Source organism: Lwoffella lincolnii (assembly GCF_002014765.1).
In the GTDB taxonomy this organism is placed as follows: domain Bacteria; phylum Pseudomonadota; class Gammaproteobacteria; order Pseudomonadales; family Moraxellaceae; genus Psychrobacter; species Psychrobacter lincolnii.
Map to the genome: position 1 here is coordinate 1 of NZ_MUYT01000018.1, position 26,056 is coordinate 26,056.

Below are 26,056 nucleotides of genomic sequence, written 5' to 3' on the forward strand. Positions count from 1 at the left end.
ATTGTCATAGACACGAATTAGCTTAAGTGTGTGTTTGGAAACGTCTTACCAGTTAAGTTACTGCGTACTCGCAATTTAGTCTTAACTTAACTTAACTTAACTGTGGAATGTAAGACATTGAATATAGTGAGATGAGTATAAAGACAGCGTGATTGTTATCTGCTTAATCTTTAAAGTGGTGCTATTATACACGTTAACAAAAAGATTGCAAGGGATTATTTTTTCTCTTTAATTTGGTGTTCTTTCACCTGATTTCCTTATAATCCAAGAGGATGTCAATCTAAGATGATGTCATACTGCTCTTGGGTATATAACTGCTCCACTTCAAAGGTGATGACTCGACCAAGCAGGTACTCTAAATCTGCCACCGTATCGGCTTCACTGGTGAGCAATAAGTCAATAACGGACGCATGTGCCACGACTGTGAATTGTTTGGGGTTGTTATAGGTTCGAGCAAATCGCATGATTTCTCGAAAAATTTCAAAACACACGGTTTCGACAGTCTTGACAAATCCTCGTCCACCACATGTGCTACATGGTTCACAAAGCAGTTGTTCCAGTGATTCACGGGTGCGTTTGCGAGTCATTTCTACCAATCCAAGCTCACTGACTTGGGTGATGTTGGTTTTGGCATAATCCAGTTGTAATTGCAGCTGCAAACTGCTAAGCACATCGTCTTTATGCTCTTGTTCTTGCATGTCAATAAAATCTAAAATGATGATGCCGCCTAAATTTCTTAGCCTTAGCTGACGGGCAATGGCGTGGGTGGCTTCTAGATTGGTTTTGTACACGGTGTCTTCTAAAGAGCGACCACCAACGTAAGAGCCTGTATTCACGTCTATGGTGGTCATGGCTTCGGTCTGATCGATGATAAGATAACCGCCAGACTTAAGCTCCACTCGTCTTTTTAAGGCATCTTTTAGGTCTTCTTCCACTCGATGAATGTCAAACAATGCTTGCTCAGATTGATGCAGTGCCAGTTTAGGCACAATCATGGGTACAAACTCTTGGGCAAACTGCCTTAATTCTTCAAAGGTACGCACATCATCGACCACCACTTTATTGGTCTGAGCATGCACCAAATCACGCAAAGCACGAAATGGCAAAGATAATTCTTGGTAAATTAACACAGAACGGTGATTGTGACTCAGTTGTCTTTGACGTTCTTTGACCATACGCCAAAGTTGTAACAGATAACCAATGTCTTCTTCTAGTTTGTGGGCTGGAATTTTTTCGGCGGCTGTGCGAGCAATGATGCCACCTTGTAGATTGACTTTTTGCATCAGTCCGCTCAGTTCACCTTTAAGTCGCTGACGCTCTGTTTCATTGTCAATGCGTTGCGACACGCCAATATGGTCACTAGAAGGAATATACACAAGGTAACGTGATGGTAACGAGATTTGTGTGGTCAGCCTTGCTCCTTTTGTTCCTAGTTCGTCTTTGGTTACTTGTACCAAGATGCGTTGCCCTTCATGTAGGCGATTTTGAATGAGTTCTTTTGGATTGATTTTTATGGGTCTTTTATTGGCTTTACTGGTACTGTTTGGTAAAGTAGGCTCACCATGCACGGTTGTTAGGGTGCGTGGTGGGGTGAAAGTGGTCATACGGTTCAATAAGTTGGTTACCTTTGCTGATGACGTCATTATTGTGTTGTCTGATGACGTTTTTTCATCTTGATTGGTGTGGTGGTGATGAGCCAAAGTATCCGTTGTTGCGTCATCAATCAGCAGATTGTTGTTCATCAACGGGTTATCGTCAATCAACAGAGTGTTAACCGCTGTATTTTCGGTGGTTACGTCTTGTCTGCTAGGCTCAGTTGTCATGCCATCTAAAGAGTTGCCAGCCTTATTATATGTGCTTTTACTGATAAAATGATTGGTCGATAAAGGCTGATGTGGGTCAACCAACAGATGCAAATAAGGGTTGGTTGTCAATGAAGGTGCTTGTGCATGTTCTGTGGTCATTGTTGGCATGGTTAGCATTGTCGACAACGGTGGTGCTGTTGGTACTGTTGGCAACGGTAATGATGGCATCGGTGGCACGCTGGGGTTATTGGTCGTGGCCATCACCACTGCTGACGACACCGTCTGTTGTGTGTTGTCATCGTATTTTTTGGGTTTTTGCATGTCATTAACGTGCAAAAATGCCGTTCGCTGTTGCCCTATGTCAATAAATGCCGCCTGCATTCCTGGCAATACTCGCACCACCGTACCAAGGTAGATGTTGCCCACCAAACCCAGTTTGTTATGACGTTCAATATAAATGTCACTCAACACACCATCGTCCATTAAGGCAACTCTGGACTCCATGGGACTGATATTGATGAGAATTTCTTCGGACATGAGTGATTTTGCCTTTTGGTGCTTATGTTAAGATTTGCTTCTTATGTTAAGAGATGATGGGTATGATAACAAAAAAAGTCCATAAAGACAGAATAAGGATGGGTAAAAGTTGTGTGGCACATGTGCGTCATGTCTGACCTTTAACCCATTCTCTGACATGCCTTTTGACCTGCTTCGATTAGGGCTTTGGTTTGAGCCAATGGCAAACCCACCACGTTGGTATGGCTGCCTTCGATGCGTCGTACCCAAACCGCTCCCCTACCTTGAATGGCATAACCCCCTGCTTTATCAGCTGGTTCTCCTGTCTGCCAATACGCTTGCATGTCATCATCACTCAGCTTAATAAAAGACACGGTTGTCTGCTCAAGCAATGACTGTTGCCAAGATTGTTGCCAAATTGGGGGGTGGCACCCGTTTGCTGATTTGGTGACTAAGGTGGCTTGTACCGCTGTCCAAACTTCATGCACATCATCTGACATGCTTTGCCACATCGCCTTGGCATCATCATAATCAGTGGGCTTAAGTAATACGGTGTCATCAGACAACACGCCAATGGTGTCTGCGGTTAATATCAATAACGCATGGGTATGATTCACGCCATCAAGCCATGATTGATTGACAGTCTCTGATTCACACTCAATCTGATTCTTAGTCTGATTAAGGTAAGCGATACTGGCAACCGCTTTATCCACCACCATACGCTGAATGTATTGTATGGGGGTTTCATCAGTGTGCTTGCTTTCGTCCACATCGACAGGTAATACCGTGAACTTTTCAACCAAATGGGTCAGCAATTCACGCCGTCTGGGAGAACCTGACGCTAAAATGATGGGCAAATCTAACATAAGATAAAAAAACAGTTAACAAATTCACCAAATTTAAGCCAGTTTAAGCCGATGTGCTTTGTTCGGTTGGCAACAACAATAACAGCAAAGGCCAACTGAACATACTGACCATCAATGATAAGCCAAATTGGGGGACAAAAAGATTTTGGGTAATGTACTGCAATAACCACAAACTGAGCTGAAAAGTTAACAAACACATGCTTGCTAACAGCCACGCACTTAGCAACGTCAGCCGTTTAACGTATCCACTGGCAAAACGCAACACAAACGCCATCAAAACCGCAGAGAATGCCTGTTGTCCGATTCGGGTATCCATTAAAAAATCCGCCACCAAACCAATCGCAAACGCCAACCCCATACTTGCTATCTGTGGACGGAACATCAGCCAAAATATCAGCACCATCATCAATATCATGGGGCGAAATAATGCCAACGTTGGGCTTAGCGGATAGACATTAAGCATTGATGCCACAATCAAAGAGAGCATCAGCTTGAGCCATTTCATCTTGCTCTCGCCCAATTTAGTCACAGCACATTTCTCACAGGCAGTTTATTAAGACGCATCTGATTAAGATGGCTAAAATGGCTAAGACACATCACTGACTGGTTGCGATGGCTTGGTTGGCGATGGCTCATTGGTCGGTGGATTAATGGCATCATTTTTATCTTGTAAAATCAGAGCAAAAGCATTGTTAATAAAATTGGCAGCTGGCTTGACCGCAATATTGGCAAAGTTATCACTCTGTATGGGGTCAATGTGGCTAATTGTGCCAACTCGATAACCTGCAGGAATGCGACCACCCAAGCCAGATGAAATCAGCTCATCACCGACTTGCACATCAGCGTTTTTAAACACATAGTCAAGCTTTAGCTCACTGGGCTCGCCTGTGCCAGTAACGATTGCTCGCTGTCCTGTCCGCTTGATGGTTACGGCAACAGATTGCTGGTCATCAGTAATCAACAGCAAACGACTGGTATTGGGATAGACGTTAATGATTTGTCCTAAGATGCCATTTTCATCAATCACCGTCTGTCCCACACGCACACCATTATGTCGTCCTTGATTGAGAACCACGATTTGATTAATAGGGTTGGTGTCCGTACCAATGACTTGTGCCAGTTGTAGATTATATTGGTCTGGCTTGGTGGTGGATAAGATACCTTGCAATCGGGCGTTTTGTGCCAGCACATAGTCCTGCTGTTGCAATTTTGCTTGAGCATGTATCAGCTGAGTTTTAAGCTGTATGTTTTCACGGCGAAGAGATTCTTTACTCTGCAACGTTCCCATGCCCCAATGGGTCGCAAAATTAGGAACAACAGAAAACTGATAAATCGGTTGCATCGTTGCGTGACTGGTGCTTCTTAGCTTGTCAAACCAAGTGGGGTTTTTGCTATCTACCCACATCAATATCATTGACAACACCAGAAAAATGGCGGTCAATCGTAAGGACAGTGGCTGACGAGCAAAGATGCTTGAGTTCATAGGCTCATGATATAAAAATGGCTCATTATACAAAAATCATATTCAAAGACTTATTGTGAATAAAGTCTAACGCACGACCACCACCACGGCTCACGCACGTCAATGGGTCTTCAGCAACGGTTACAGGCAGGCCTGTCTCTTTGGCTATCAAATGGTCAAGGTTACGCAGTAACGCCCCACCACCAGTCAAAACAATCCCACGCTCAGCAATGTCTGATGACAACTCAGGCGGTGTCTGCTCAAGGGCTTCTTTAACAGCAGTGATGATGCCACTTAATGGGTCGCTTAGGGATTTTTGTACTTCTGAGGAGGTTACTGATAAAGTCTTAGGCACACCTTCTGCCATGCTCCGCCCACGCACTTCAACCTCCAGTGGCTCGCCTTCATCAATGGCAGTACCGACTTCTGTTTTGATGCGTTCAGCAGTGGTTTCACCAATGATACAACCATGATTGCGTCGCACATGGTTGATGATGGCTTCATCAAAAATATCACCACCAATGCGAATGGAATCAGCATACACGCACCCTGACAGCGATATGACCGCAATCTCGGTTGTGCCACCACCAATGTCCACCACCATAGAGCCACTGGCATCATGCACAGGCATGCCTGCTCCGATTGCCGCTGCCATCGGCTCTTCTAATAAAAACACTTTGTTTGCCCCCGCTGAGCTGACCGCTTCACGAATGGCACGACGCTCAACCAAAGTCGACTTACATGGCACACACACCACCACATTGGGCTGAGCGAACATTTTTTTGGCTTTGATTTTATGAATAAAATGTTTCAGCATCTGTTGTGTGACTTCAAAATCAGCAATCACACCGTCTTTAAGTGGGCGAATGGCGGTGATGTTGTCAGGTGTTCTGCCCAGCATCTGCTTAGCATCTAAACCAACCGCTGCTACGGTTGGGTTTTGGGTACGGTTGCTACGCAATGCCACCACGGTTGGCTCGTCTAACACCACCCCTTTACCAGGGGTAAAAATTAATGTGTTGGCAGTGCCTAGGTCAATGGCAATGTTGGTTGATAAAAATCCAAAAAGGTTCATGTTTCGATTATCCAGCAACTGTTGAGTAACGAATGGTCAAGCAGGCACGTTAAGATGAAAAGCAAGCCAAATCCAATAAAATCCACATGGGGTAACTTATGTTAATTCATTGTTCATTCATTTGTTAATTAACTTAAGGATTAATGAATCAAGTTATTTAACATAGAGGTTTAAGGTTAGGGGTTAAATAGCGCTAGATTATACCGATTAACGATAAAAAAATCATGGGGATTTTTGCTTTTTTGTTGGTTTAAGTGCAATTAATCTTAAGTAAAATTACTAACATGCATGTTCTGCTACCAACTTGATGATTTTTGTTTATTTTTATTACAAAAACCTTACCATATAGGGCGTGTTCCTATTTGGATACTGATGGCTTTGCCTGTTTTACTGACGCATTCACCACTAAAAAAAACTTTCCATATGCACTATAATAACGGTCATTGACGTTTTATTGATTATGATTGGAGTGGTTATGACAAATAGTAAAATAAGCAGTAAAGACATCTTTGATATTGCCAAACTCTCTCGCCTTGTCGTCAGTAAAGAGCAAGCAGATAGTTATGCCAAGGCTTTAAGTAAAATCTTAGCGATGATGGACATTTTATCCAATGTGGATACCGATGGCATCGCACCACTTACCAATGTGCATGACATGACTCAACCATTACGTGATGATGTGATGAATGCAGAAAGCTTAACCATCAATCGTGAAAAAAATCAAGCGATTGCCCCTGCCACGGCTGACGGTTTGTATCTTGTGCCACAAGTGATTGAGTGATTTTGAACAAGATACAAGATATTTAATTAATAAGACATTCAAAACACAATCAATTTTTATTTTTAGACAATTTTTATTTTTAAACAAAATGACAAGAGAGCCACCATGACTCAGTTACATCACTTATCTGTCAAGGCCCTATCAGATGGCTTAAAAAACAATCAATTTAGCAGTGTGGAGCTTACCCAACATTTTCTTGACCGCATTGGCAAACATGATAAAGACATTAATGGCTTTATCACCGTGACGCCAGAGCTTGCCTTACAACAAGCCAAACAAGCTGACAAACGTCTGAGCCAAGGCAATGCCCACCCCTTAACAGGCATTCCCTTAGCTCATAAAGATATTTTTAATACCGATGGTATTTTGACCACGTGTGGCTCAAAAATGCTTGCCAATTATGTTGCCCCTTATAACGCCACCATTGTGGCAAAATGCTTAGATGCAGGATTGGTAACACTTGGTAAAACCAGCATGGATGAGTTTGCCATGGGGTCGGATAACGAAAGCTCATATTTTGGGGCAGTGCATAATCCATGGGACATCAGCCGTGTTCCAGGGGGGTCGTCTGGTGGCAGTGCGGCAGTCGTGGCAGCAGGGCTTGCTCCGATTGCCACAGGGTCAGACACAGGTGGCTCAATCCGTCAACCTGCCAGCTTTTGTGGTTTGACAGGGATTAAGCCAACTTATGGGCGGATTTCTCGTTTTGGCATGATTGCTTATGCGTCAAGTTTTGACCAAGCAGGGGTTTTTGCCAAGTCTGCCCAAGATTGTGCCTATCTGTTGCAAGTGATGGCAGGGCATGACCCAAAGGACTCAACAAGCGTCAATAAAAATGTGCCAAATTGGGTAGAAACCTTGCACAATCATCACGCAAAAGCCATGGACGACAAGCCATTAGCAGGGCTAAAAATCGGTGTACCACAAGAGTATTTTGCTGATGGCTTGAACGATGATGTTAAAACCATGGTTCATCAATCGTTACAGCAATATGAAGCACTTGGGGCGATTTTGGTTGATGTGCATTTGACCAAACCAGAAATCACCCTTGCCACCTATTATCTGCTTGCCCCTGCTGAAGCGTCTTCTAATTTATCTCGTTATGATGGGGTGCGTTATGGCCATCGTTGTGATGATCCAGCAGATTTGCATGATTTATATACCCGCTCACGCTCTGAAGGCTTTGGAACAGAAGTGCAACGGCGTATTTTGATGGGGACGTATGCGTTATCGGCGGGTTATTTTGATGCCTATTATGTTAAAGCTCAAAAGGTTCGCCGTTTAATCCGTGATGATTTTACCAATGTCTTTGCCCATTGCGATGTCATCGCTACGCCAACTACCCCCACCACTGCTTATGAAATTGGGGCAAGCTTAACCCCAAGTGAAATTTATATGGGTGATGTGTACACCATTGGGGTGAATTTGGCAGGATTACCTGCGTTAAGCCACCCGATTGGTTTTGATAAGATGAATTTGCCTGTGGGTTTGCAGTTGATTGCCAATCATTGGCAAGAGCAAATTTTATTAAATGTGGCGGATACTTATCAGCAGGTTACCGATTTTCATCAGAGTTTATCACCGATTGCCAAGGGCTAAAAGTTCTCAATCATGATTTTGCTTTGATACCAAATTAAGACCAGATTAAGACCAGATTAAGAAAAGATACTCAGATTAAGGAAAATTGATGCAAATCGCTTTAGAAAAATTAGCCAACACCGTTTGACTTAATCGCTTATGTTTAATGACTTATGTTTAATCGCTCACATTTCATATGATAACACTTTAGGAAAAATGAATGACCCAACATATCTCCATACAAAATGCCCCCATACACAATGCCCCTTTGGTTGATGGTTATGAAGTCGTTATTGGCTTAGAAATCCATTGTCAATTAAATACCAAGACCAAGATTTTTTCACCTGCTTCTACCGAGTTTGGTCAGCCAGCCAATACCCAAGCCAACATCATTGATTTGGCTTTGCCCGGTGTGTTGCCTGTGCTTAACAAAGACGTGGTAGAAAAAGCCTTAATATTCGGTATTGGCATCAATGCTAAGCTTGGCACAATGAACGCCTTTGACCGCAAAAACTACTTTTATCCAGACCTGCCCAAAGGCTACCAAATCAGCCAAATGGCTCACCCCATCGTGGGTAAAGGTCATATTGACATCGTGGTCAATGAAGGGGAAAAAAACGAATACACCAAACGCATTGGCATCACTCGTGCTCACCTAGAAGAAGATGCTGGCAAATCAGTGCATGACGCTGTGCCACAGATGACAGGCGTGGACTTAAATCGTGCAGGCACACCCCTGATTGAAATCGTCTCTGAACCTGACATGCGATCAAGTTTAGAAGCGGTTGCTTATGCCAAGGCCATTCATCAGCTGGTTACTTGGCTTAAAATCTCTGATGCCATCATGGCAGAAGGGTCATTCCGCTGTGACTGTAACGTGTCGGTACGCAAACCCGGTCAGCCCTTTGGCACTCGTAATGAACTTAAAAACTTAAATTCATTTCGCTTTATTGAAATGGCAATCAATGCTGAAATAGAACGCCAAATTGATTTGATTGAATACGGTGGTCAAGTCACACAAGCCACTCGCCTATACGATCCCATCACCAACACCACTCGTGCCATGCGTGAAAAAGAAGAAGCCAACGACTACCGCTACTTCCCTGACCCAGACCTGTTGCCTGTACACATTGATGATGCCACCATCACACAAATCCGTAAAGCCATGCCAGAGTTACCCACCGCCCGCCGTGAGCGATTTGTCGCTCAGCTGGGTCTGTCAGAATACGACAGCCGAATCTTAACCGCCAGCCGAGCCTTGGCAGATTATTATGAAAACGTGGTGGCAATCGTGGGTAAGCAACACGCAAAAATAAGTGCCAACTGGATCATGGGGGATTTGCTTGGGGCATTAAATAAAGACGAAAAAACCATAGAACAATCGCCAATTTCTGCCGAACAACTTGCCAAATTGATTGAACGCATTAATGACAAGACTTTATCAGGCAAACTGGCAAAACAAGCCTTTAGTGCCTTATTTGCAGGTGAAGGGGGTAATCATGACGATGCGGTAGACACCATCATCACCAAGAAGGGTTTAAAACAGACCACCGACACAGGGGAGATTAAAGCCATTATCGAAGATGTATTGGCAAAAAATCAAGCCATGGTTGATGAATACAAAAGCGGTAAACAAAAAGCGTTTAATGGCTTGGTTGGGCAGGTGATGAAAGCCAGTCGTGGTAAAGCAAATCCACAACAAGTCAATGAAATATTAAAGACGCTTTTGGGGGAATGAGCATAATGACGGCTAATACAGCTAATATTATCAATGCCATTGTGAATTTGCTTAACAATCCCATTGTCGATTTAAAAACCATTTACATCGGTAAAAATAGAATCAATAACGTGGGCGACGCCTTGGAGCGTTATGTGCAAGATTTATTCATCAATGGCTTTGATTTAAATGACAATATCCGCAATCAAAAGGTTAGTGAGCATTTTTCCTATCTTGGCAATACCAGCAATCCACCAGATATGATGTTAAAAGGTGATGATGCGATTGAAGTGAAAAAAATTCAATCTAAAAACGCTGCCCTTGCCCTTAATTCCAGCCATCCCAAATCTACTTTACGTGCTGATAATCCAATGCTCACTGTCAGTTGCAAAGAAGCTGAAGCTTGGCAAGAAAAAGACATGTTATATGTGGTTGGCGTTGTGGGCAATGAATGCTTAACTTCATTATGTTTTGTATATGGCGTTGACTACGCTGCCGCCCATGAAGTTTATGAAACAGTAAAACAGCGTATCAAATCTGGGGTAGAAACCATTGAAGGTGTTGAGTTTCATCCAACCAATGAGCTTGGCAAAATTAAACGCATAGACCCATTAGGCATAACGAACCTACGTGTGCGTGGTATGTGGCACATAGAAAATCCTTTTCGAGTATTTGAATATGTGTATCAGCGTAATTATGACCATCAATTTAATTTTATGACGATAATCAACAATAAAAAATGGCAAAGTTTAGATAATCGGCAAGATTTGATTGATAAAATTAACACCATTGAAACGGCAAATATTTCTGATATTCATATTAAAAACCCAAACAATCCTGCTCAATTAGTATCTGCCAAACTGATTGAGTTTCATATCCCCGTTAGTGAGGCAAAGTCATGAAACCAACACTCATTAGCTTATTTGCTGGAGCTGGCGGTATGGACTTAGGATTTCGCCAAGCAGGATTTGATGTACTGATGGCAAATGAATATGACAAAAAAATTTGGTCAACTTATGAAAAAAACCATCCTAATCGCTTACTAAAAGGAGACATTCGCCAGTTTTCAGCAGATGTTTTTCCTGATTGCGATGGTATTATTGGCGGCCCTCCCTGTCAAAGTTGGAGTGAAGCAGGGGCATTACGAGGCATTAATGACGAGCGTGGTCAATTATTTTTTGATTATATTCGTATCCTAAAAGCCAAACAGCCAAAGTTTTTTGTTGCTGAAAATGTGTCAGGCATGCTTGCTAAACGTCATGACAGTGCTGTTCAAAATATCCTTAAAATGTTCGAACAAGCAGGTTATTATGTTTTTATCAAATTGCTTGATGCCTATGATTATGGTCTGGCACAAAATCGCAAAAGGGTTTTTTATGTCGGTTTTCGCCATGATTTAAACATCACCAATTTTGAATTTCCAAAACCTGTGCCTGATAAAAAAAAGAAAAACTTACACGATGTGATTTTTGATTTAAAAGAAACGGCCATTCCTGCCATAAAAAATAATAAAACCAATGGTGATGATTGCTACATATTAAACCACGAGTATTTTGTTGGAAGTTATTCACCCATTTATATGAGCCGAAATCGTGTCCGTAGTTGGCATGAACCATCTTTTACCATTCAAGCCAGTGGTAGACAAGCTCCCCAACACCCACAAGCCCCCAAAATGACCAAAGTTACTAAAAACGTGTTTGAATTTTCTTCAACAGACTTGGATTTATATCGTAGACTGTCCATTAGAGAATGTGCCAGAATTCAAGGTTTTCCAGATGATTTTGAATTTATTTATGGCTCACTAAATGATGGCTATAAAATGATTGGAAATGCTGTTCCAGTACAACTGGCATGCCATGTTGCTAAAGCCATCGCTTGCCAACTGAGCTAAAATAATTTTTGTGTTAACCCTTGCAAATCAAAAAAAATTGGGTAAAATAAACCATTCTTTCGGGGCGTGGCGCAGCTTGGTAGCGCACTTGCATGGGGTGCAAGGGGTCGCAGGTTCAAATCCTGCCGTCCCGACCATATTATATACTGTACTATATTATATACTGTTACTGTACTATATTATATACTGTACTATTGTTTGGGGTTGTTCGTATCATACGGCAACCCCTTATTTTTTTGGGTATAATCATTGAGAGCTTGATTAAAATGAATGCTCACATCAATTGCAATATGTCCAAACAGCTTATAATCAGACAAGACAGCGTATAAAAAGAGACACCAAATGACCGACACCACCAGAGTTTTAGTCGCAAGCGGCATAGACAACCGTTCGATTGCTGAGTTTACTGAGCAGTCTTATCTGAACTATGCCATGTATGTCATCATGGATAGGGCATTGCCACACATTGCTGATGGGCTAAAACCTGTCCAGCGACGCATCATCTATGCCATGAGTGAGCTTGGGCTAAAATCATCTGCCAAACCCAAAAAATCCGCTCGCACGGTTGGCGATGTGTTGGGCAAATATCACCCACATGGCGACAGTGCCTGCTATGAAGCCATGGTGCTGATGGCACAGCCGTTTAGTTACCGCTATCCGCTGATTACTGGACAAGGCAACTGGGGCAGTCCTGATGACCCAAAATCCTTTGCCGCCATGAGATATACCGAAGCCAAAATGAGCAGTTATGCCAACACCTTACTCACAGAGTTGGAACAAGGCACGGTGGATTGGCAAGACAACTTTGATGGTTCGTTTACCGAACCTGCTACCCTGCCTGCTCGCCTGCCCAATATTTTACTCAATGGCACAACAGGCATCGCCGTGGGCATGGCAACCGACATTCCACCACACAACATCAGCGAAGTGGTACAAGCCGCCATCAGGTTACTTAAAAATCCACAGCTGTCCGTCAAACAGTTGACTCAATCCATTGTTGCCCCTGACTTGCCAACCGATGCTGAAATCATCACATCTAAAGCTGAACTACAAACCATCTATGAGACAGGCAAAGGCAGTTATAAGATGCGTGCGGTGTATCACATCGACCCCAATGACAAAACCCAAATCATCATCACCGCCCTGCCCTATCAAGTCTCTGGTAGCAAGGTACAAGAGCAAATCGCTCGACTGATGACCCATAAAAAACTGCCATGGGTGGTGGATATTCACGATGAATCCGACCACCAAAACCCTTGTCGCATCACACTGACATTGCGTTCAAATCGTGTTGATGTGGCAAGGGTGATGAGTCATCTGTTTGCCAGTACTGACCTTGAAAACAGTTATCGAGTAAATCTAAACATGATTGGCTTAAATGGCAAACCACAAGTCAAGAACTTAAAAGACATCTTAAGTGAATGGCTCAGTTACCGCCGAGCCACCGTCATTCGCCGTCTGCAATATCGCTTGAACAAAATTGATAACCGCTTACACATCTTAGCAGGGCTGCTCATCGCTTATTTGAATATTGATGCCGTCATTGCCATCATTCGTGAAGAAGATGACCCAAAAGCCCAGCTGATGCACGATTTTGAGCTGAGTGAAACTCAAGCCAACGCCATCTTAGACATTCGCCTAAGACAGCTTGCTAAAATTGAAGAGATTGACATCAAAAAAGAGCAAAGTGAGCTAAAAGCTGAGCGAGACATTATCCACGAACAGTTGGGAAATCCTGACAGCCTAACGCAACGACTGATTAACGAGTTAAAGGAAGACCTAAAAACACATGGCGATTCTCGTCGCTCCCCAGTTATTGAGCGTGAAGATGCCCAAGCCCTAAAAGAATCAGACCTTGTGCCAAGTGAGCCAATTACCGCCATTTTATCACAAGCAGGTTGGATACGAGCCGCCAAAGGGCATGACATTGACCCAATCAACATGAATTACCGCTCAGGTGATGCCTATCAGTCGCACGCCTTTGGCAAATCCAACGCCAAAATCTATGTCATGGACAACACAGGACGCAGCTATGGCATTGATGCCCACACCTTGGCATCTGCTCGTGGGCAAGGCGATCCATTGACCAGCATGCTAAAACCACCATCAGGAGCAAGATTCGTGCAAGTGTTGGCAGGAGATGATGAACAAAGAATACTGCTGGCCAGCTCACAAGGTTATGGCTTTATCAATCAGCTTGGCAACCTAGACAGCAATCAAAAAGCAGGCAAAAACATCATCAATTTTGCCGATAATGCCAAACTATTGCCCATTAAGCTGATTAATGATGCTAATGACAGCGATGACAATCAACACAAAGACAATCAAGATAAAAACAGTCAAGATAAAGATGAACACAACAGCAGTGAACAAACGGCCTCATTTGCCCATGATTTGGTGGCAGTGGCGACATCAGCAGGGTATCTGTTGGTATTTGAGTTGGCAGACCTGCCCAAGCAAGCTCGTGGTAAAGGCAATAAACTCATTCATTTAAAAGACAATGAAGAGGTGTTGGCGGTAACCACGTTGCATCATGATGACAGCTTAATGGTAACATCAGGCAAACGCCACATGACTCTAAAACCCATCGACATCGCCAACCATCAAGGCAAACGAGGCAATCGAGGCAGCCAGTTACCAAGGGGATTTCACAATGTGAGTGGGTTAGATGTGGTTTGAGCATCATCGCCCCAACTGGCTTTTATCACTTGGCATTGGTGTGGCATTGCTGTGCCACACACCGATGACACAGGCGGGGATTTTTGACCCCATTTTAAGGGTATTGATACCCAACTATCAAGCCAACCAAGCCAACCCAACAGATGGCATCGATGGGCAAAACAACGATCCAGCCAACACATCATCTCCCCCCAGCCAGCCTTATTCTTTTTTTAAAGGCACAACCAATAAGACAGCTCAAAAAACGACCCAAAAAACAACTCAAAAAACAACTCAAAAAACAACCAAGGACATCACCAATTCACCACAAGACCATTCAACCGACACCATCATCGCAACACACACCACCACACAACGGCTTGAGCAAGAAAATCACCATCAAAAACCCAGTCTGTATCAACTGTTATTGGCTGAATTTGCCATCAGTCGGGGGCAAACTGACGTGGGTTTGGATTTATATAAACAACAAGCCTTTAAAGACAATGCCAGTCCAGTGTTTGAGCGTGCCTTACAACTGTCTTTACACCATGAAGACACGCCACAATCATTGCAATTTGCGACGCATTGGCAAAAAAACAATCCAGCACACACGCCTGCGTTATTTTATGTGGCTCACCTTGCCCTACAGTCGAGTGATTACGAAACGGCCAGTCAAACACTCAAGCAGATTTTACAATATGACCCAAAAGCGGATTTAAGCCAATTATTACAAGGCATTTATCCCACCGAAGAGAGCGAACAACGCCGTCTTTTGGCCACCTTACAACAGCTTGACAGCGAACAAAATTGGTCATTGTCAGTATTACAAGCAGGTCTGCTTTTGCAGTTTGATGAAGCCAAGTTGGCACTGTTACACATCAACCGAGCTTTGCGACAAAACCCTGATAATTTGGCGGTCATCAACCTAAAAGCCGACATTTTAAAACAAACCGCTTCTTCAGATGACGTGCTGACATTTTTGCAACAACAACAACGCAAACTGCCTGACAACAAAGAGCTGTATTTGGCACAAGTCCGCCACTTGCTGGCGTTAAAAAAAAGCCAGCAAGCGTGGCAGTTACTACAACGCACGCATGACCGATTTACAGATGACCACGAGCTGACGCTGCTGGCAGGACTGGTGGGCATTGATGTGGCAGATTATGCCAAAGCTGAGCAACTGCTAGAACACCTACTGACTGATGCCCATTATCAAGACCAAGCCAATCATTATCTTGCCATCAGTGCTGAGCGTCAGCATTTGTATCACCGTGCTTATGAGTTTTATGCCAACGTCAATCAAGCTGAATTGGTGCTGAACGCGCGCAAAAAAATGGTGGCGTTTGCGTTATTACAAAATCAGCCTAATACCGCCTTGAGCATCATCAACGACTTACGTCAGCAATACCCCCAATACGCCCATGATGCCGATATTTTGCAAGCGGACATTTTGCACCAACAAGGCAAACATGACGATGCCAAATCCATCTTGGCAATGGCATTACAGACTTATGGGAATAAAGAAGCGATTTTGTACGCTTATACCCAACTGCTTGATAATCAGCGTGATTTTGCTCTTAAACAGCAACTGCTCACCCGCTTAACACATGCCTATCCTGATGATTCCCTTTATGTGTTAAACTTGGCAGAATTACTTTTAGACAACGACCCCAACTCTGTCAAAGGGCAACAGCTGGCACAACGCATTGCTGATGTGCCGTTTGATGACCCTAACCATGACCACCATCATCATCGCCGAGCCATTCAGTTACTGGCTCGTGGTGCTTTAAGGCAAGGCGACCATGCCAAAGTGGTGGCATATTTACAGGACATGTATGCCATCGAAGCGGATTTACAGGTTGGCATCATGTTGTTAAGTGCTTATCATGGTCTTAATGACCAGCAACAAGTTGACAAATTGCTCACTGACTTGCAACAAAGATTTGGCTATGATGACGCCTATTTTTCTAATTTAGACAGCAACAGCCCAAACAAATGAGACGTTTATGCGTATTAACCACCCTGACCCATCTGTTCGCCCTGACTCACGCACTCAATTAGCCCCATGCAAACATCGCACCAGCATTGCCCTATCTGCGGTGCTGTCAGCATCATGGTTGGTTGGTTGTCAAAGCACGCCTAACACCACAGCCAGTAACATGCCCGCACAAACGGTCTCAGACATCAAGGCGTCAGAAATCAAGGCATCAGAAATTACAGCATCAGACATGACACCGCTAACCCCCATCAAACCAGATAAATTTGCACTGTTGGGCAAAATTGGCATGGTCAACACCAGCAACAACCAAGCTGGCAGTGCCTTTTATGCGTGGGGGCAAGAACAAGACCGCTTTACCATTGAGTTGCAAGGGGCGTTGGGCTTAGGCTTGACCACCATCACATACAATGGCAGTACCGCCATGTTAAAGAATGCCCGCATAGGCACAATGACTGCCCCAACCCCTGAAGCTTTGTTATTGCAAGCAACCAACTGGCAAGCCCCCATCTCACACCTACCCTATTGGCTGTCAGGCTCACCAGCCCCATCAGACACCACCCAACATCAAGACGAACATGGCCGCCTGACACAAGCGGTTAATGGTGAGTGGACAGCCCATTTTACCTATCCCAATGATGTCAAGCATCACCATGATACACGCCTTGATGGATATCCTTACGCCTTGCCCAATCAAATCACTGCCACCCATGCCAATGGCAGTAAACTCACCATGAGTATCCGCCATCAATGATAAAGAGAGCAACGATAAAGCAAGCAACAGCAAGGCATCTGCCATCAATGCCAACCGCTCATGCCATCATTAACCACATGGCATCAGACAACTGCCCAACCCCAACCATGGCATCATCTTGGCTATTATCCCCTGCCAAGCTCAATCTTTTTTTACACATCACAGGTAGGCGGGCAGATGGTTATCATGACCTACAGACACTGTTCCGCCTGGTGAATTGGGGCGATGCCATGCGATTTGAGCCATTGGCAAGGCAGTTTGTCTTAGCCGATTATTTGGCGACAAAAGCACATATCAAAAAAACAGAAAGCACAAAAAAAGAAAGCACACAAACATCAATCAGCCCCATACATTTAAATGGGGCTGATGGCATCACGCCCTCTGTAACCGACAATCTTATCCATCAGGCGACTGACGCACTGCTGTCTTACGTGGCAGAGCATGCCACTGCCATGCCAGTTTCTTTGCCCATCATTGACATCAGCTTAGACAAACGCATTCCCACAGGGGCTGGGCTGGGTGGCGGTTCTTCTAATGCCGCCACTGCTTTGTTGATGCTCAACCACCTATGGCAACTCGGTTTATCCAATCCACAACTACAATCCATTGGGCGGACGCTTGGGGCAGATGTGCCAATCTTTGTGTTGGGGCAGGACGCTTATGCCACAGGCATCGGTGATGTGCTTGAGCCAGTTAGATTGCCCAATCAACGCCACTTGTTGTTATTGCCACAGGCACACATCGCCACCGCTCAGTTGTTTGCCCATGCCCAATTACAACGAAACTTGCCCATGCTCAGCACCGCAGAGTTGGTTGATAGACAAGATGACTATTTATTCCGACTTGTGCCACCATTTTGTAATGTGTTTGAACCTGTGGTTAGGCAGTTAAGCGATGACGTGGCGAGTGCGTTTGATGCGTTATGGCATCTTTGCCACACACACAAGCTATCTGCTACCCCACGGTTAACGGGTTCTGGGGCATGTGTATTTTTGCCCATCGACGACGACACAGACCCCACACTGTTACAATATTGGCAACAGCATTGGCATAAAAACGCACTTTGTCAGGCGGTGGTGGTGGAATCTTTGGTATAAAAAAAGCAGTCAATTAACTGACTGCTTTTTTGGGACACTAAGCTTTTATTGATGAACAGATTTTATTAACGATTAAAACTCGTAGTTAATGCCAAGGTTATAAGAGCCTTTTCTACTGCCACTGGTGTTAATGGCTGCACCGCCTTTAAATGCCAAGTGTGGGTTAACACGATAGCCTGCACCGACAGCGATGGCAGATTTTGAGCCATAAGCCCCAACGGCTGCAGAGACGCTGACTTTACCGACATTATAGGGTTGGAACAGACCATTTAAGGCAGCTTGGGCAGCCATGCTGTTTTCAACCTTATCATTTAGGTCATTAACCCGAGCATTCACAGTGCCAACTTTGTTGTCGACGGATTGGACTTGTGTGTTAAGTTGGCTATAGTTTTCTTGGACGGTTGTCAATCTTTCGTCAACTTTGTCTTGATTTTGCTTAACTTTTGTTTCTAAATCCACCAATTTTTGGGCATCTACTTTACCACCCAATTTTGCTTCGATGGCTCTTTGGTTTGCATCAATGGTTCTTTTATTTGCATCGATTCTTTGGTGATGTTGAGCAAGTGTGGTTTTGTTTTTCGTAATATCAGCTTTATTGGTGGTAATACCAGCTTTGTTTTTCGTAATGTCAGCTTTGTTGGTGGTAATGTCAGCTTTGTTTTGGTTAGCTTGTTTCTTGGCGATCAGAGCGTCTTTTTTGTTTTCAGCGATGCCCAGTTCAGCAGTGGCAATACGTTTGGTATTGGTTAAGCTTGCTTTACCAAGGTTTTTGATGTCAGAGGCATGCTGATCTTGCTGTTGAGCAAGTTCATAGATATTGTTGATGTTATTAGCAATATCTGCTTGGTTTTTAGCAATATTATCGGTATTAGCAGAGCTTGCTTTGTTTAAAGCGTCAATGGCTTCAGTTTGTTGTTTAGCATAGGCATCTTGTAGCTCGTTATAAGCGGCTAGGTCTTCGATGTTTTGCGTATTTTCAGAACTTGCTTTGTTGAGTGCATCAATCGCATCGGTTTGCTGTTGAGCGTATTTGTCTTGCATTTCACTGTAAGCAACCAAATCTTTGATGTTTTGAGTATTGTTAAACACTGCGCCATCTAGCTGTGAGATTTTATCCAAGTTATCACTGGTGGCTTCATACAGATCTTCGATAGAGCTGTTGTTTTTTTGAATGTCAATTTGATTTTGAAAGGCTTTTTTGGTTACTGAAGAAATATCAGCTTTATTTTCTTGGATATTTTTATCTAGCTCCTCCATGACCGCCACGCCAGCAAGCTGAGCTCTTGCTAAGTCTTTGATATGTTTTTTATTTTTAGCAATGGCAGTCTTATTTTTCTCAATCTCAAACACATTGATAAGGTTTTTATTAGCATTTTGTTCAATGGCAGTTTTGTTTTTCTCAATTTGACTGCCTTGGCTTTCTACAAGCTCTGCAACCCCTTGAATATCTTGATTAATTTCTTCATTTTGCTCAATCAGAGCATTTTGAGTTTGGCTCAGTTGTTTAATGTTTTTATCAATATTGTTTGTGTTTTCAGTAATCTTCTTTTCGTTTTCCTTGGATCTGCTTTCGTTTGCTCCCACCGTTCTTGTCTGAGTAAAATAAAGATTTCCTGCATTTGTAGCTTTTTGGCTGTTTTCTCGGATAGCGTGAAGATTTCGGATATGAGATAATGATAGAAGCTTAATTACTTGATCGTTTTGTAATTGTTTTCCATTCGTAAGAGTTTGTTCTAACTGCGTTATCTCAGCTTCTACTTGCTGCATACTTAAGCTCTGGCTCTGCTGAGTTTGTTGTGCATTCGCCCCAGACACCGCACCTAAGCCTAAGATGGCACTGACAATGGCGATTTTTAAGGGAGGGGGAGTTAAGGTTGTACGTTTCATAAGGTCATCTCCACGATGGTTATCATAATGTCTAAGACAGCATCTAAATAACCTGACCTAACTAACAGACCACAAGCATGAAAGACGTAGACGTAGATATGGCAGTCAAGCAGTCAAGCATAGTTTAGTCGATGGTTGCTCTTTTGTCAAACTCCTTACTTTTTTTTAGTAAGATTAAGAATGATGAGTAAGCCAAGCGTGTCAAACCAATCAAAATGAGCGGTCAGCTCTTGAATGGCAATCGTACCATGTGCTTTACTGATGTTCTTATGTCCCAAATTTTACGCAGTCATCATCTGTCATCACGTCATGCTTTTTTAACCACCGATGACTTAAGTTTCATCGCCCCAAAGCCTTCGATTTTGCAGTCGATGTCATGGTCATCAGGGGCATCATGGATTAGGCGAATGCTTTTCACCTTAGTGCCAACCTTAATCGGTGTTGATGAGCCTTTGACTTTTAAGTCTTTAATCACCGTTACCACATCGCCATCTTGCAACACATTGCCCACCGCATCACGAATGATTGGGCTGTCGCTGTCTGCTTGCTCTTGGGCATCACTTTCCGCTTGCGTCCATTCGTAACCACACATCGGACAAATCAGCAATGCCCCATCTTCATAGGTATATTCGGCCGTGCATTTTGGGCAGTTGGGTAGACTCATGATATTCTCACCTATTGTTTGTTCATTTGGTTAACTGGTTTTTTGGTTAACTGATTTTTTGGTTAACTTAAGTATTGTGCGTATTGTACGTTTTTATCGGTTAATTTACCATGTTTCACTTATGCTAAAATAAGCGTCATTCCATCACAATCACCCATCAATCCAATCACCCATCAATCACCCATGTGCCAACATCAGAGAGAAACACCATGAGACACACCATCAAACCCAGCATTAAACCCAGTCAGCATCTGACCGCCAAGCTATTTGCCACCGTGCAACACCTTATCCCCCAACAAACCCTAAGCAAAGTGGCTGGACAACTTGCCAGTTCACGTCATGCCATGTTAAAAAAGGTGCTGATTCACGGATTTGCCAATGCCTATGACATTGAGCTGGACGAATATCAACGCCAAAGTTTAAGCCAATACGACAGTTTTAATGATTTTTTTACTCGTGAGCTGGCACAAGACGCACGACCCATTGATGACTCGCCAAATGGCATTGCTTGCCCTGCTGATGGGGTGGTATCTGCCCTTGGACACATGAACAAACAACAGATATTACAAGCCAAAGGACGTGATTATTCAGTGGCTCAACTGCTTGCTAACCTTGATGATGGGCAATATTTTACCGATGGCAGTTTTGCCACGGTGTATCTTGCGCCCAGTAACTATCACCGTGTGCATATGCCATTAAATGGCCGTCTGCTAAAGACCCGTTATGTGCCGGGGACGTTGTTTTCGGTCAATGATGCGACGGCTCAAAACGTGCCAGATGTGTTTGCCCGCAATGAGCGTTTGGTGTGTGTGTTTGAAACCACGTTTGCTCATGGGCAGACAGGACGCTTTGCTGTGGTGATGGTGGGGGCGATGATTGTGGCAGGCATAGAGACGGTGGCAACGGGCAAAATCGTACGAAGCAATCATGTTCAAGAGTTAAACCATGACATCATGCTCAATAAAGGCGAGGAGTTGGGGCGGTTTTATTTGGGCTCAACCGCCATTGTGCTGATGCCAAAACAGGCAGGGGTGATGTGGCAAGCCGACATTCATCAAGGCAGTGTGGTTAAAATGGGGCAAAAAATGGGGGCTAAATCACCGTCAACATCATCAGCACCTTAAAGCAGAAAAAACAAAACAGACAAAACCGTTTTGAATTCAAAACGGTTTGTTTGACCAATCGCCGTGCGTCATTAATTTATCGTGTGTCATTAAATTCTTTCAATCACCGTGGCAATGCCTTGCCCCAAGCCGATACACATGGTGGCAAGACCGATTTGGGTGTCTTGTTGCTCCATGACGTTAAGTAAGGTGACAAGAATGCGAGCCCCCGAACAACCCAATGGGTGTCCCAACGCAATTGCCCCACCATTGACGTTGATGATGTCTTGTTTATCGGTTAGATTTAAGGCTTTTAATACAGATAACGCTTGAGCGGCAAAGGCTTCGTTGAGTTCAATGGTTTGGACATCGTCAAGGCTGATGCCAGCACGTTTGAGCGCTTTTTGGGTGGCTGGTACAGGACCATGACCCATGATGGCAGCATCACAACCAGCGATTGCCATACTGCGAATGCAAGCTCTGGGTGTCAGCCCCAACGCTTTGGCTTTGTCAGCACTCATCAGCAACATGGCAGACGCACCGTCAGATAAGGCTGATGAGGTGGCGGCGGTAACTGTGCCATGAACAGGGTCAAATACAGGGCGTAGTTTTTGCATGGATTCCATGGTGGCATCGGGGCGAATCACTTCATCTACCGTGCAACGTTGTAATTTGCCTTCATCGTCATGACCTTCTATGCCGATGATTTCGTTATCAAAACGACCTTTTTGAGTGGCTTCCCACGCACGGCGGTGCGACTCAAGCCCAAAGGCATCTTGCTGTTCACGGCTGATGTTATTCATGCGACCGAGCATTTCAGCCGTCAGACCCATCATGTTGGACGCTTTGGCATAATGTTTGGACACCGCAGGGTTGATGTCAATGCCGTGCATCATGCCCACATGCCCCATATGCTCCACACCACCGATGATAAACACATCGCCTTGATTGGTCATGATTTGGGCGGCGGCGGTGTGCAGGGCTTGCATGGACGAGCCACATAGGCGATTGACGGTCTGGCCACCTGTGGTTTTAGGAATGTCTGCCAATAAGCCAATGTTGCGACCGATGTTCATGCCTTGTTCTAAGGTTTGGTTGACACAACCCCAGATGATGTCTTCGATGTCTTTTGGGTCAAAGTGATTGCGTGCCACCAAGGCTTTGACCAACTCAGCAGATAGGTTGTCGGCTCGCACATGGCGAAACATGCCGTTTTTTGATTTGCCCATGGCACTGCGTACGCCATCGACAATCACCACGTCTTTGGGACTTAAAGTTGTCATTGTTATTCCTTATTTATGAGTGTTGTATTTAGTTGTGTTCATGGGGGTTGTATTCATGGGTGTTGTGATTTATCGGTATTTGGATAAAGGTGATGATGACATCATTATCCATAAACTCATCATTCATAAAAGCGTTTGCCTGACGCTGCCATACCTTGGATTTTTTGGGGGGCTTGGTAAGCTTTGCCAAGGTGGGCATGCTTGTTGCACAGTGCCAAATAGTTGTCTAAACCAATCTGGTCGATGTATCGACAAGGTCCACCACGGAACGGCGGAAAACCCAAGCCCATCAACATTGCCATGTCTGCTTCACCAGCGGTTGCCACGATGTCATCTTCTAAGCAACGCACGGTTTCATTACAAAATGCCAGCATCATTCGCTCAATGATGTGTTCATCACTAAAGCGTTGTTTGTCATCATCTTGCACTTGTGCCAACAGTTCATACGTGGTGGCATCAACGGTCTTTTTGGGTTTGCCTTTTTTGTCTTTTTCGTATTGATAAAAGCCCATGCCATTTTTTTGTCCCAAACGCTCATTGTCAAACAGGTGCTTGATGCCACCTTTATAATCAGGTTTCATGCGGTCAGGGTATCCTTGAGCCATCACCTCAGCACCATGCACGCCTGTGTCTAAACCCACCACGTCAATCAAATAAGCAGGACCCATGGGCCAGCCAAATTTCTCCATGACTTTGTCCACATGGGCAAAGTCTGCCCCTTGCTTGACCAATAAGTCAAACGCCCCAAAATAGGGGAACAGCACACGATTGACCAAAAATCCGGGACAGTCATTGACCACAATAGGCATTTTGCCCATTTTTTGTGCCAACGCCACGGTGGTGGCAATCGCCTGCTCTGAAGATTGCACCCCACGAATGACTTCCACAAGGGGCATGCGATGCACAGGGTTAAAAAAGTGCATGCCGACAAAATTCTCTGGACGCTCAAGCACGGTTGCTAAATGGCTGATAGAAATGGTGGACGTGTTAGATGCCAAGATGCAATCATCTTTAACCAAGCTTTCGACTTCTTTTAGTACGGCGTGTTTGACTTTGGGGTTTTCCACCACCGCTTCGATGACAATGTCAGTCTCAGCAAAATCACCATAGTTTAAGGTGGGGCGAATGCGTGCCAACGTCTCCCCCATTTGGGCATTGGTCAATTTGCCACGTTCAACACCTTTGCTAAGCAGTTTACTTGCCTCATTCATGCCAAGCTCAAGCTGTTGTGCTTTGATGTCTTTCATGATGATGGGCAAGCCTTTGCTGGCGGCCTGATAGGCGATGCCACCGCCCATGATGCCCGCCCCAAGCACGGCGGCTTCATGAATATCATGAGCATCTTTGCTGTGCTGTTTTGCCAGTTTTTTGACGGCTTGGTCGTTTAAGAATACCCCAACCAAAGCAGTGGCTTGTGGGGTTTTGGCAGCTTTGGCAAAGTGAGTCGCTTCAACTTCGATTGCCTCATCACGTGGCAGATTGACGTGTTGTTCAATCGCATCAATTGCCAACGCCACAGCAGGGTATTGCTTGGGATTGGCTTTTGCAAAAATCACGCCTTTGGCAGAATCAAATGCCATGCGTTGCTCTAATTCATTGAGTTTAACAGGGTTGCGTTTTTCTGCTTGTTTGCCCTGCCAATTCAGCTCACCTGCAATACATTTTTTAACCAAATCAATGGCAGCATCAATCAGCCCATCTTGGGCAACCACGGCATCTACCAAGCCTAATTTTAACGCTTCGGTGGATTTTTGTGGCTTGCCAGTGGCAATCAATTCTAAAGCGTTGTCAATACCGATGATGCGTGGGGCACGCACACTGCCACCAAAGCCGGGGAATATGCCCAATTGCGTCTCTGGCAGACCGATTTGGGCGTCATCACTCATAACACGGTAATCACACACCAAAGTCATCTCACAACCACCACCCAACGCAGCCCCATTGATGGCAGCAACTTTGGGAAATGGCAAGTCTTCAAAGCGATTAAACACCGCATTGATGTCCATAATCCACTTTTTGATGTCGCTTTCATTCTGTTGAAAGTAACCGATAAATTCGGTGATGTCCGCCCCAGCGATGAATACACCTTTACCACTGGTAACCACCAAGCCTTTGATGGTGTCATTGTTTTGTAAAGCGGTAACCGCTTCTGTGAATTGTTGGTTGGTTTGGGCATCAAATTTATTGACACTTTCATTTTTGGCATTAAAGTGCATGTTGGCAATGCCATCATCTATGATGTCAATTTGGATACGGTCTCCTTGGTATATCATGGGATACTCCTTGATGAATTGATGATTTGATGATTTGATGATTTGATTATCAGTTATTCAGTTATTCAGTTATTCAGTTATGAAGTTAAATCAAGCAACTAAAATCAAGCAACGGTTGCAAGACTTAGTGGGTCATGCCTTAGTGTAGGATATTTTCTGATGTGCCACAAACCTCACAATGACTTATAAGTCATTTATCCGTCATCACTGGATTCATGGTAAAATCATGCTTTTGGTTGTTTTGTGAGTTTATCGCTGTTATCTTTTTTGGAATCAGCATGTCTTTGGAGTTGGTTGAAGACATGCTTGCTATTATTCATAGCTTTAGTAGCCGATTGTATGGACTTAAAAAATACAAAAAGCAAGTCAAACAGATGATTAAAGAAAATCCATGATATTAGGACACACGATAGAACTTGCTCCCAATAACAAACAAGCCACCTACTTTAATAAAGCTTGCGGTATCGCACGTCTTGCCTACAACTGGGCATTAGCCGAGTGGCAAAAACAACACGAAGCGGATAAAAATTCCTAACTTAGGTTGGGTAAAGCTCAAAGAAAATTTGCGTTTTAATGGAAAAATTTTAAACGCCACCGTTTTTAAAAAAGGCGGTAAATGGTTTGTATCGATTGGTGTGGAAATTGACAAT

21 protein-coding genes and 1 tRNA gene are annotated in these 26,056 nt (G+C 44.0%); 12 read left to right on the plus strand and 10 right to left on the minus strand.

The window, feature by feature from the left end:
* Positions 1-275: 275 nt before the first annotated feature.
* The 5 genes from B0682_RS09080 to B0682_RS09100 all read right to left on the minus strand — a co-directional run bounded on the left by B0682_RS09080 (position 276) and on the right by B0682_RS09100 (position 5,724).
* Complete coding sequence (locus B0682_RS09080) at positions 276-2,342, minus strand: Rne/Rng family ribonuclease (RefSeq protein ID WP_143823361.1); 2,067 nt, start codon at positions 2,340-2,342, stop codon at positions 276-278.
* A gap of 140 nt (positions 2,343-2,482) precedes the next feature.
* Positions 2,483-3,187, minus strand: coding sequence for a Maf family protein (locus tag B0682_RS09085; protein WP_205760135.1), 705 nt, complete (start codon positions 3,185-3,187; stop codon positions 2,483-2,485).
* Between the two features lie 43 nt (positions 3,188-3,230).
* Entirely contained in the window at positions 3,231-3,692 is a 462-nt protein-coding gene (gene mreD / locus B0682_RS09090; RefSeq protein WP_078308402.1) for a rod shape-determining protein MreD, read from the minus strand.
* An 81-nt stretch (positions 3,693-3,773) separates the two neighbouring features.
* Positions 3,774-4,670 carry a rod shape-determining protein MreC gene (mreC, locus tag B0682_RS09095; protein WP_078308403.1) on the minus strand — a complete coding sequence of 299 codons (897 nt, stop codon included), beginning with the start codon at positions 4,668-4,670 and terminating at the stop codon, positions 3,774-3,776.
* Between the two features lie 25 nt (positions 4,671-4,695).
* Complete coding sequence (locus tag B0682_RS09100) at positions 4,696-5,724, minus strand: rod shape-determining protein (RefSeq protein ID WP_078308405.1); 1,029 nt, start codon at positions 5,722-5,724, stop codon at positions 4,696-4,698.
* 475 nt (positions 5,725-6,199) lie between these two features.
* On the opposite strand from B0682_RS09100, the gene gatC reads away from it, so the two are divergent.
* The 10 genes from gatC to ispE all read left to right on the plus strand — a co-directional run bounded on the left by gatC (position 6,200) and on the right by ispE (position 18,196).
* Complete coding sequence (gene gatC, locus B0682_RS09105) at positions 6,200-6,505, plus strand: Asp-tRNA(Asn)/Glu-tRNA(Gln) amidotransferase subunit GatC (RefSeq protein WP_078308406.1); 306 nt, start codon at positions 6,200-6,202, stop codon at positions 6,503-6,505.
* A gap of 105 nt (positions 6,506-6,610) precedes the next feature.
* Positions 6,611-8,104, plus strand: coding sequence for an Asp-tRNA(Asn)/Glu-tRNA(Gln) amidotransferase subunit GatA (gatA, locus tag B0682_RS09110; protein ID WP_078308408.1), 1,494 nt, complete (start codon positions 6,611-6,613; stop codon positions 8,102-8,104).
* A gap of 199 nt (positions 8,105-8,303) precedes the next feature.
* On the plus strand, positions 8,304-9,821 hold the full coding sequence (gene gatB, locus B0682_RS09115; RefSeq protein ID WP_078308410.1) for an Asp-tRNA(Asn)/Glu-tRNA(Gln) amidotransferase subunit GatB: 1,518 nt from the start codon (positions 8,304-8,306) through the stop codon (positions 9,819-9,821).
* A gap of 5 nt (positions 9,822-9,826) precedes the next feature.
* Positions 9,827-10,702, plus strand: coding sequence for an NgoPII family restriction endonuclease (locus B0682_RS09120; RefSeq protein ID WP_078308430.1), 876 nt, complete (start codon positions 9,827-9,829; stop codon positions 10,700-10,702).
* On the plus strand, positions 10,699-11,691 hold the full coding sequence (locus B0682_RS09125) for a DNA cytosine methyltransferase (RefSeq protein WP_078308411.1): 993 nt from the start codon (positions 10,699-10,701) through the stop codon (positions 11,689-11,691). The genes B0682_RS09120 and B0682_RS09125 overlap by 4 nt, the downstream gene beginning before the upstream one ends.
* Positions 11,692-11,751: 60 nt before the next feature.
* Positions 11,752-11,828, plus strand: a tRNA-Pro gene (locus B0682_RS09130).
* A gap of 205 nt (positions 11,829-12,033) precedes the next feature.
* Positions 12,034-14,370, plus strand: a complete 2,337-nt coding sequence (gene parC / locus B0682_RS09135; RefSeq protein ID WP_078308413.1) for a DNA topoisomerase IV subunit A — start codon at positions 12,034-12,036, stop codon at positions 14,368-14,370.
* The gene (locus B0682_RS09140; protein ID WP_078308414.1) at positions 14,360-16,348 is read left to right on the plus strand and encodes a tetratricopeptide repeat protein; all 1,989 of its coding nucleotides are present in this window, start codon (positions 14,360-14,362) and stop codon (positions 16,346-16,348) included. The genes parC and B0682_RS09140 overlap by 11 nt, the downstream gene beginning before the upstream one ends.
* Positions 16,349-16,355: 7 nt before the next feature.
* Positions 16,356-17,099, plus strand: a complete 744-nt coding sequence (locus tag B0682_RS09145; protein WP_078308416.1) for an outer membrane lipoprotein LolB — start codon at positions 16,356-16,358, stop codon at positions 17,097-17,099.
* Positions 17,096-18,196: a 4-(cytidine 5'-diphospho)-2-C-methyl-D-erythritol kinase gene (ispE, locus tag B0682_RS09150; RefSeq protein WP_143823362.1), complete on the plus strand. Its 1,101-nt coding sequence runs from the start codon at positions 17,096-17,098 to the stop codon at positions 18,194-18,196. Before B0682_RS09145 ends, ispE begins: the two co-directional genes overlap by 4 nt.
* 72 nt (positions 18,197-18,268) lie before the next feature.
* Here the strand turns inward: ispE and B0682_RS09155 are convergent, their stop codons facing one another.
* The 3 genes from B0682_RS09155 to B0682_RS09160 form a co-directional block, all read right to left on the minus strand.
* Positions 18,269-20,083 carry a YadA-like family protein gene (locus B0682_RS09155; RefSeq protein WP_078308417.1) on the minus strand — a complete coding sequence of 605 codons (1,815 nt, stop codon included), beginning with the start codon at positions 20,081-20,083 and terminating at the stop codon, positions 18,269-18,271.
* A gap of 155 nt (positions 20,084-20,238) precedes the next feature.
* A complete protein-coding gene (locus B0682_RS09730) occupies positions 20,239-20,361 on the minus strand; it encodes a hypothetical protein (RefSeq protein WP_276206639.1) in 123 nt (40 codons plus the stop codon).
* Between the two features lie 29 nt (positions 20,362-20,390).
* The gene (locus tag B0682_RS09160; RefSeq protein WP_078308419.1) at positions 20,391-20,747 is read right to left on the minus strand and encodes a zinc ribbon domain-containing protein YjdM; all 357 of its coding nucleotides are present in this window, start codon (positions 20,745-20,747) and stop codon (positions 20,391-20,393) included.
* Between the two features lie 209 nt (positions 20,748-20,956).
* Between B0682_RS09160 and asd the strand changes: the two genes are divergently transcribed.
* Positions 20,957-21,871: an archaetidylserine decarboxylase gene (gene asd, locus B0682_RS09165; RefSeq protein WP_078308420.1), complete on the plus strand. Its 915-nt coding sequence runs from the start codon at positions 20,957-20,959 to the stop codon at positions 21,869-21,871.
* Positions 21,872-21,960: 89 nt separating this feature from the next.
* On the opposite strand, the gene fadA is transcribed toward asd, so the two are convergent.
* The gene (fadA, locus tag B0682_RS09170; protein ID WP_078308422.1) at positions 21,961-23,133 is read right to left on the minus strand and encodes an acetyl-CoA C-acyltransferase FadA; all 1,173 of its coding nucleotides are present in this window, start codon (positions 23,131-23,133) and stop codon (positions 21,961-21,963) included.
* 119 nt (positions 23,134-23,252) lie between these two features.
* Positions 23,253-25,406: a fatty acid oxidation complex subunit alpha FadB gene (gene fadB, locus B0682_RS09175; RefSeq protein ID WP_078308423.1), complete on the minus strand. Its 2,154-nt coding sequence runs from the start codon at positions 25,404-25,406 to the stop codon at positions 23,253-23,255.
* A 391-nt stretch (positions 25,407-25,797) separates the two neighbouring features.
* Between fadB and B0682_RS09690 the strand changes: the two genes are divergently transcribed.
* On the plus strand, positions 25,798-25,941 hold the full coding sequence (locus tag B0682_RS09690) for a helix-turn-helix domain-containing protein (RefSeq protein ID WP_240494966.1): 144 nt from the start codon (positions 25,798-25,800) through the stop codon (positions 25,939-25,941).
* Positions 25,942-26,056: the final 115 nt, after the last annotated feature.